A 7,247-nucleotide genomic window follows, 5' to 3' on the forward strand; every position below is an offset into this window, starting at 1 on the left:
ATCGTGAAGCCGCCGCGGCCCTGCGTCCGGCTCCGCAGCCGCGTCGCGTAGCCGAAGACCTCCGCGAGCGGCACCGTCGCCGTCACCACTGCCGTGCCGGCGCGGCTCGTCGAGTCCGTCACCCGGGCGCGGCGGGCGGCGAGGTCGCCGAGGACTGCGCCGACTGTGTCCTCCGGGGTCGTGACCGTCAGTTCCGCAATCGGCTCCAGGAGAGCCAGCCTGCTTGCGCGTAGGGCCGCGCGCAGGCCTTGGGCGCCGGCGGTGCGGAAGGCCAGTTCGGAGGAGTCCTTCACGTGCGTTGCGCCGTCGGCCAGCGTTACGTGCAGGCCGGTCACCGGGTGGCCCGCGAGGGGTCCGCTCGCCAGGGCGTCGCGGCAGCCGGCTTCGACTGCGCGGATGTACTCGCGGGGGACGCGGCCGCCGGTGATGTGGGATTCGAACGTGAAGCCGGTGTCGCCGAGGCTGCCTGTCAGTGGCCTGACGTCCAGCACCACGTGCGCCCACTGGCCCGAGCCGCCCTCCTGTTTGACGTGCCGGTACACGAAGCCGGACACGCCCGACACCACCGCCTCGCGCAGCGCGACCTGCGGCCGGCCGACGCTCACCGCGATCCCCCTCTCCCGTCGGATCTTCTCCACCGCCACCTCCAAGTGCAGCTCGCCGAGGCCCGACAGCAGCGTCTGGCCGGTCTCGGCATCGGTGCGCACCGCCAGCGACGGGTCCTCCTCGACCGCGCGTGCCAGCGCCGCCGCCAGACGGCCGGTGTCAGCGTTGCGGTCCGCCTCGACCGCGACCGACACCACCGGCTCGGACGTGGCCGGCGCCTCCAGCAAAACCGTCGCGTCCAGAGCCGCCAACGTCGCACCCGTAGCCGCATACTTCGGCCCGACCAGCGCCACAATGTCCCCCGCCACCGCCCGCTCGACCTCGGTGTGCCGGTCGGCCTGCACCCGCAGAATCCGCCCGACACGCTCCGTCCGCCCCGCGCCGACGTCCAGCACCGCATCGCCCTTGCGCAGCGTCCCGGAGTACACGCGCACGAACGTCAGCCGCCCCGTCCCTGTCGACTGCACCTTGAACACCAGAGCCGCCAACGGCTGCTCCGGATCGGCGCCCGACCGGTCCAGAGGCGAAGGCAGGTAAGCCACCACCGCGTCCAGCAGCGGCTCGACACCCCGGTTCTTGTACGCCGCGCCGCACAGCACCACCACGACCTCGCCCGAAGCCGTCAACTCACGCAGCGCCGCCCCCAACGTCTCCGCCGAAAGCGACGAACGCTCGACAAACTCCTCGAACGCGACCGCGCTCCGCTCAGCCACCGCCTCCTCAAGCGCGCGCCGACGCCGAGCAGCTTCAGAGACCAGAGCATCAGGGATGGCACCGGAGCTCATCCCACCGGAACCCGAATCAGACCACGTCAGAGCCCGCATACCGACCAGGTCGACGACCCCGACGAACTCCCCCTCACTCCCGATAGGCATCTGTACAGCCAACGGCACGGGATGCAGCCGATCCCGGATCGACGAAACCGCCGCATCCATATCGGCACCAACCCGATCCATCTTGTTGACGAACGCAATCCGCGGCACCCCATACCGATCGGCCAGCCGCCACACCGCCTCGCTCTGCGGCTCGACCCCCGCCACGGCGTCGAACACCGCGACCGCGCCGTCCAGCACGCGCAAAGCGCGCTCGACCTCCGCGGAGAAGTCGACGTGCCCAGGGGTGTCGATCAGGTTCAGCCGATGCCCGTCCCAGTCGCAACTGACCGCGGCGGCGAAGATCGTGATGCCGCGATCGCGCTCCTGGGAGTCGAAATCGGTCACGGTCGTGCCGTCATGCACCTCGCCGCGCTTGTGCACGGCGCCGGTCAGGAACAGCACGCGTTCGGTGACGGTGGTCTTGCCCGCGTCCACATGAGCCAGAATGCCCAGGTTGCGGACCAGAGAAAGGGACTGGAAACGGCGTGTCGAATCAGCACGCATAATCGGTCGGTCCTTCGTGATCGCTGCCGTAAATCAGGACAGCGCGATACCCGGGCACAGCACAGAAGCCGAAAGGAAAAGCCCGGGAAAGTGTCTCAGCGCAAGCCGCGCAGCCGGCGCCGAGCCGGCGAAGACACCAGGATCACCTCGAACGGATGCCGGGAAGCCACGAACGCGAGGGCGACAGCGCCGCGAGCCATGATCCCTCCCCGTCGTCGAAGCATGCGATGGTCCGGGCCGCCCGGTCACGACGCGACCCCGATGCGGTGAGGCTAGCCGATCCCCCGAGACGGCAAAACCGATTTCCGCCACACTGATCGCCATGCGCATCGATCTCTCCGTGGACGGCCACCCGGTCGTCGTCCGAGACCTGGAGCCCGCCGACGAGCAGGCGGTCCTGGCCGTCTTCGACGCCTCCGACGACTGGTTCGTCGCCGCCACCGGCCAGCCCTCGGCCCCCGGCGACGTGCAGAGCGCCTACTACTCGCTGCCCGAGGGCCACGACTTCGACGACAAGGTCCTGCTGGTCATCGAGGCCGACCGGGAGGTCGTCGGGTTCGTCGACGCCCTGCGCCGCTACCCGCACACCGCCTCGGTCGGCATCGGCACCTTCCTGATCCGTCCGGAGTTCCGGCGCCTGGGTATCGGCCGGAGCGTGGCCCGCGCGCTGGCGGCCACGGCCGCCGAGCAGGACATCGTCCAGATCAGCACGCACGTCGCCGAAGGCTGGGCACCGGGCCGCAAGTTCCTGGCTGCCCTCGGTGCCGACTTCTCCGCGCCGGTCGCGCCCGGCGGCGCCGGGAACCGCACCGTGGGGCCCGCCGAGGGCACCAGAAAAGTGATCCCCGCCACCCTCGTGATCGGTTGACACGTGACAGGGCCCTGATCGTGGCCGAATCGGCCGGAATCAGGCCCCGGATGCGCCGATCCCGCCAGCGTTCGACGATTTCGACAACCGTGAGCGATTCTCAGATCATCCTCAGTAGCCAGTGATAACCCTCTGTGCGATACTCTTCACAAGAACTGAACATTGGTTCCGATCATCGCACGCCTCGGCACCACGAGGTGAAATCAGACCTCTTGCCAGGGGGGAGCATGCGGTCAGCTCTCGACTGGGCGCCGACGCGCGCCCGGTTGCTGCCACCGGACACCACCGACTTCACCGGACGGCTCAGCGAGCTGACCGCTCTCACCGACTCCACCACCTTCCCCCCGCACACCGCAGGACTCTTCGTCGTGATCGGCGCCGGCGGCACCGGCAAGACCGCCCTGGCCGTGCGCGCCGCGCGGCTGGCCGGGGACGATTACCCGGACGCGCACCTGTACGCCGACCTCGGCGGCTACACCGGCGCGCCGACCGCGGTGCCGGACGTGCTGCGCCGCTTCCTGCGCGCCCTGGGCGCCACCGGAGGGCTGCCGCTGGACCAGGACGAGCTCGTCGGCATGTTCCGCACCGCGCTGGCCGGCCAGCGCTGCCTGGTGGTCCTGGACGACGCCGCCGACGAGGCGCAGGTGCGGCCACTGCTGCCGACCGGCCCGGACGCGCTGGCCATCGTCACCAGCCGCAACTGGCTCGGCGGGCTGGCCGGGGCGCTGCCGGTACGGCTCGGCCCGATGTCGGACGCCGAGGCCGCGGCGATGCTGGCGCGCGTCCTCGGCGCCCGCTGGACCGGCACCGAGGACGTGGACGGCCTGCTGGCGCTGTGCGGGCACCTGCCGCTGGCCATCCGCATCGCGGCCGCGCGCCTGCTGTCCCGGCCGCAGATGAGCATCGACGACCTCTGCGACCAGCTGCGCGACGAGCGCCGCCGGCTCAAGCGGCTCACCGCCGGCGACATCACCGTGCACGGCGTACTGACCTCCTCCTACGATGCGCTGGAGCCCGGGGACCGCAGGACGTTCCGACGGCTGGCGCTGTTGCGCGGCTACGACTTCTGCCCGGAGGCCGCGGCCAAGGTCGCGGGGATCACCCGGGAGGAGGCGCAGGAGTCGCTGGACCGGATGGCCGACCGCAGCGTGGTCCGCGCCGAGTCCGAGCCGGGACGCTACAGCCTGCACTCGCTGGCGCGGCTGTTCGCGGCCGACCGGCTGACGGCGGACGAGGAGCCCGAGGCGGTGCCGGCCGCCGAGGCCTGGCATCTGCGGTGGGTGCTGTCCCGGGTGCGGGCTGCCGCGGATCTGGTGAATCCGCGCATGGTACGGCTGCCGGCCTCGGAGGCCGAGATCGAGGCCGAGACCCAGGCCGAAACCGACGCCAACGCCAACGCCAACGACCCCACCGTGCTGACCCACACCGTCGGCCACCCCGGGAACCACCCGGCCACCACCAGCCCGGCCGACAGCGCCCCGGCGCACCGCGAGGCCGCGCTGGCCTGGCTGGACGCCGAACGCCACAACCTGCTCGCGCTGGTCCGGCACCACCGCCGGCTCGGCGACCCCGCGGTGTGCTGGATGATCCCGGACGCCCTGCGCGGCTACTACCACCAACGCCGACACCTGCGTGAGTGGACGCGCATGGCGGAGATCGGGCTGGCCGCCGCGCGCCACGAGCGGAACCTGCGCGCGCAGGCCGCGATGCACCTGACGCTCGGCATGGCCGGCTTCGCGGCCAACCGGGTCGCCGACGCCGAGGACCACTATCAGCGCACTGTCGAACTCGGGCTGGGCTCGGGCTGGCAGGAGATCGAGGCCGTGGCGTACCGCCACCTGGCCGGGGTGGCGCTCGCGCACGGCGACACGGCCACCTCGGAGAAGTACCTGTCGCTGTGGGCCGACCTGAACGAGCGGCTGGACCTGCGGCTGAACCCGGCGGTGCCGTGCCTCGGCGAAGGCGGGGCCGGAGCCGGAGCCGAAGCCGAAGCCGAGAACCGGCCCGCGGCCACCGAAATGTTCAACACCCCACAGCCCGGCCACGACGCCGCCGCAGCCGAGGAGTGGTCGGTCCTCAGCCGCCGCGAGCAGACCGTGGCGCGGCTGGTGGTGCAGGGGCTGACGAACCAGCAGATCGCCAAACGGATCCGGTGCTCGCCGGAGACGGTGAAGTTCCACCTGCGGAACATCTTCCGCAAGCTGGGCATAGGGTCGCGCGTGGAGATCGCCCGATTCGTGCTGGCCTCGGGGGCGCCGAGCTAGGCGCACGTGCCGCCGCGCGGACGTGCGCGCCGCCGATCAGCCCACATGCTCCAGCACGATGTCGGCGACCTCGGCGACCGGAACGGTGGTCACTACCTCCAGCGTCGCCGACGCCCGCAGCAACGGCTCGACCGTCCGAACGTACTCCAGCGTCTCGGCGAGCTCGGCCGGATCTTTGCCGTAGCCATTGGTCGTCCGGGTCGAAAGCCGCTCGACCAGCACCTCGACCGGGGCGCTGAGCAGCACGATGTGATCGAACCGCGAGTAGAACGAGCCTTGGTTGCGGACCGTGCCCTGGACGAACAGCACGCCCGGCTCGTCGGCAGGAGCGACATTAGCGGCCGGAGCAGCGGCGAGCACAGCCTCGATCCGGTCACGCCGCCACAACCGCTCGCCGTCGACCACCTCGTGGAAGTCACCGTAGTCGGTGTCCACGGTCGCGAAGCCACGCGCTGCCAGCTCCTCCAGCAGCGTGGACTTGCCGACCCCGGACATGCCGGTCACCAACACCCGTTTCACACCGCAGGAGCATACGCGCCGTGCTCAGCCGACCAGCACCTCCAGCAGGCTGAGCTCCACCCCGATCCCGCCGACCGCGCCGGAGCGGCGGCGGAACGTCGCCAGCTCCAGCCCGAGCCGGTCGGCCATCACCCGCAGCCGCTCCTTGTTGCCCAGGGTGTTGAAGCCGAGGAACATCCGGCCGCCGGGCGCGAGCAACGTCGGGCCCTGACTCAGGAACCTGCTGTGCGTGGCGTAGTCGCGGTCGAAGAAGGCCCACTGCAGCTCATCGAGGTACTCGAACTCCGGGGGCGCGTCGATGACGTTGGAGTTCCAGTAGATGACGTCGTACCGGTCGTCGGTGTCGAGGGCGTCGAACAGGTTGCTTCGCAGGACCCTGACCCGGTCGGCCACGCCGTGCCGCCGGGCGTTCGCCTGGGTGTTCGCCACCGCGGCGCGGGAGATGTCCAGGGCGGTGACGTGTGCGCAGCCGGCGAGCGCGGCGGTCACCGCGGTGACGCCGGCGCCCGAGCCGATCTCCAGGAACGCCCCGCCGACCGGGAACGGCAGCCAGGAGGAGAACAGCTCGGTGGAGGCGGTGTGGACCGGGGCGAACACCCCGGGCAGCAGCGTCCAGGTGCGGCCGAGCATGGCGAACTGCTCCGGGCGGCCTTCGACGGCGCTGTGCCGGTCGGTCAGGGCGGCGCCGGCCGCCATCGGGTCGGCGAACTCGATCGTGGCGTGGACCGCGACCTCCCGCGGCGGCGCCGCGATGCCGATCTGGTCGGCGGTCATCTCGGCGGTCATCTCGACACCGCTTCGCCGCCGGTGCGGACCGGCGGGCGGCCGTCACGACCTTCCTGGAACGACGGGACGAGCATCGGCTTTCTCCTCCGGCACGAGGTGTGCCTGGGCGCCGGCCCTCGCAGCCGGCGCCCAGGGTTGGCCGCCCAGAAACGACTCGCCGCCCCACACAGCGGTCGTCTTGTCGGCCAGCTCGATGGTCTGCTCCAGCGTCGCGGCGGCTCCGGCGGCGGCGATCGCCGAGGCGATCCTTCCGGCCGGTCCGTCCGCGCGCATGGTCAGACCTCTGATTCGAACGCCGGGCCGGCGTCCGGGTCGACGCCGTCACCGGGCGGCGGGGCCCCGGTTCCGGCGAAGCTGGGCCAGGGCACCCGACTACGGGAGATCAGGACCCTGGCGGTCCGGTGGTCGACCAGCTCGCCGCCTCGCCCGACGGGGAACGCCACCCCGCCGAACGGTCGGAGACCCGCCACGAACTCCGAGGCGACGAGCCGGTCGTCGTAGAGCAGCTCCGCACCCCGGCGGCCCGGCGGCGGGACCAGGATCTGCGGCTCGCCCTCCGCTGATCCGTTCACCCGCCGGACGTATGCCGGAAACCCCACGCCGGGGCACGACGGCAGCACCAGAACATCACCGTCCAGCCGCGCGACCCGCACCACGGGGTGCGAGATCGCGGACGGGAACCGCCGGTGTCCCGGCGGCAGGGCGCCTTCGCCCTCGGCGTTCTCCTCGGTGAGCTGGTCGCCGATGATGAGCTGACTCATGTGGATCAGCTTCGCCGCGACCGGCCGGGGCGACAACTGCCCGTTGGGGTAGGCGGCGGCCGGG

7 protein-coding genes are annotated in these 7,247 nt (G+C 71.6%); 2 read left to right on the forward strand and 5 right to left on the reverse strand.

Annotated features, from left to right (window positions below; translation table 11 throughout):
- Positions 1-1,985, reverse strand: a 1,985-nt coding sequence (fusA, locus tag GWK61_RS51175) for an elongation factor G (RefSeq protein WP_194921326.1), incomplete at its 3' end; no start/stop codon positions are given.
- Between the two features lie 322 nt (positions 1,986-2,307).
- On the opposite strand from fusA, the gene GWK61_RS51180 reads away from it, so the two are divergent.
- Together GWK61_RS51180 and GWK61_RS51185 are read left to right on the forward strand one after the other, a co-directional pair.
- Positions 2,308-2,853, forward strand: coding sequence for a GNAT family N-acetyltransferase (locus GWK61_RS51180; protein WP_194921327.1), 546 nt, complete (start codon positions 2,308-2,310; stop codon positions 2,851-2,853).
- Between the two features lie 227 nt (positions 2,854-3,080).
- The gene (locus GWK61_RS51185; RefSeq protein ID WP_194921328.1) at positions 3,081-5,117 is read left to right on the forward strand and encodes a LuxR C-terminal-related transcriptional regulator; all 2,037 of its coding nucleotides are present in this window, start codon (positions 3,081-3,083) and stop codon (positions 5,115-5,117) included.
- 36 nt (positions 5,118-5,153) lie between these two features.
- Here the strand turns inward: GWK61_RS51185 and GWK61_RS51190 are convergent, their stop codons facing one another.
- The 4 genes from GWK61_RS51190 to GWK61_RS51205 all read right to left on the reverse strand — a co-directional run.
- The gene (locus GWK61_RS51190) at positions 5,154-5,636 is read right to left on the reverse strand and encodes an AAA family ATPase (protein WP_194921329.1); all 483 of its coding nucleotides are present in this window, start codon (positions 5,634-5,636) and stop codon (positions 5,154-5,156) included.
- 24 nt (positions 5,637-5,660) lie between these two features.
- Positions 5,661-6,422 (reverse strand): methyltransferase, encoded by a 762-nt coding sequence (locus GWK61_RS51195; RefSeq protein WP_228564355.1) that lies wholly within the window; start codon positions 6,420-6,422, stop codon positions 5,661-5,663.
- A 42-nt stretch (positions 6,423-6,464) separates the two neighbouring features.
- A complete protein-coding gene (locus tag GWK61_RS51200; protein ID WP_194921330.1) occupies positions 6,465-6,695 on the reverse strand; it encodes a hypothetical protein in 231 nt (76 codons plus the stop codon).
- Between the two features lie 2 nt (positions 6,696-6,697).
- On the reverse strand, positions 6,698-7,247 hold a 550-nt coding region (locus tag GWK61_RS51205; RefSeq protein WP_228564356.1), incomplete at its 5' end, for a preATP grasp domain-containing protein.

Source organism: Catenulispora rubra, assembly GCF_015356825.1.
Classification (GTDB): Bacteria; Actinomycetota; Actinomycetes; order Streptomycetales; family Catenulisporaceae; genus Catenulispora; species Catenulispora rubra.